Annotated in this window: 1 protein-coding gene; it reads left to right on the top strand. The window is 58.8% G+C overall.

What is annotated here, in order from left to right; genetic code table 11:
- Nucleotides 1-373 (top strand): ATP-binding protein (locus AB3X89_RS40140; RefSeq protein ID WP_368588045.1); only part of this gene is annotated, 373 nt, incomplete at its 5' end.
- Nucleotides 374-585 lie beyond the last annotated feature (212 nt).

The following is a 585-nucleotide window of genomic DNA, read 5'->3' on the forward strand; positions in this document are numbered from 1 at the left end:
AAGGCGCTTCAGGACCTTGGCCAGGCCCGGCGCGAGTGTGGTTCGCGGTGTCTTCGTCTTCTTCATCGCACAGCTCAAAAATTCGCTACCCAATTTTAACGTGGGCCTTACTGCAACAGAACCCGAAGACTTCCATGACCTCGTCGCCGCCAGGTACGAGCGGGCAGCCACGATTCTCACTTCAAATCTCGATCTGAGCGAATGGGGAGACGCATTCCCCGACAACCGCATCCTCGGCGCCGCCACCCTCGACCGGCTACGCCACGGCGCCTATCGCATCGTCATTGAGGGCGAGAGCTTCCGCAAGCCCAAACCCATGCCTGAAAACGGCGAAAACGCCGTTGCAAAATCCGGTAAAAAACCGCATTCTTGAGACCCTTCGAAATCGCGTTTCGGGGCCATTCTGAGTGGCCTCATTATGCCGATCATCCCCGGCTCGATTACGCCGATCCGTGACAGCACGCTGGAACGACGCATTTCTCAATGGCGGGCGCTCGAAGGTCCCAGCCAGGAGATCTTCTTCCCCCAGGAGCATCAACCCGGCGTGCGCGGGCTGTCCGACTTCACCGATATGAGCAAGCTGTG

Source organism: Paraburkholderia sp. BR14320 (assembly GCF_040948665.1).
GTDB classification, from domain to species: Bacteria; Pseudomonadota; Gammaproteobacteria; order Burkholderiales; family Burkholderiaceae; genus Paraburkholderia; species Paraburkholderia youngii.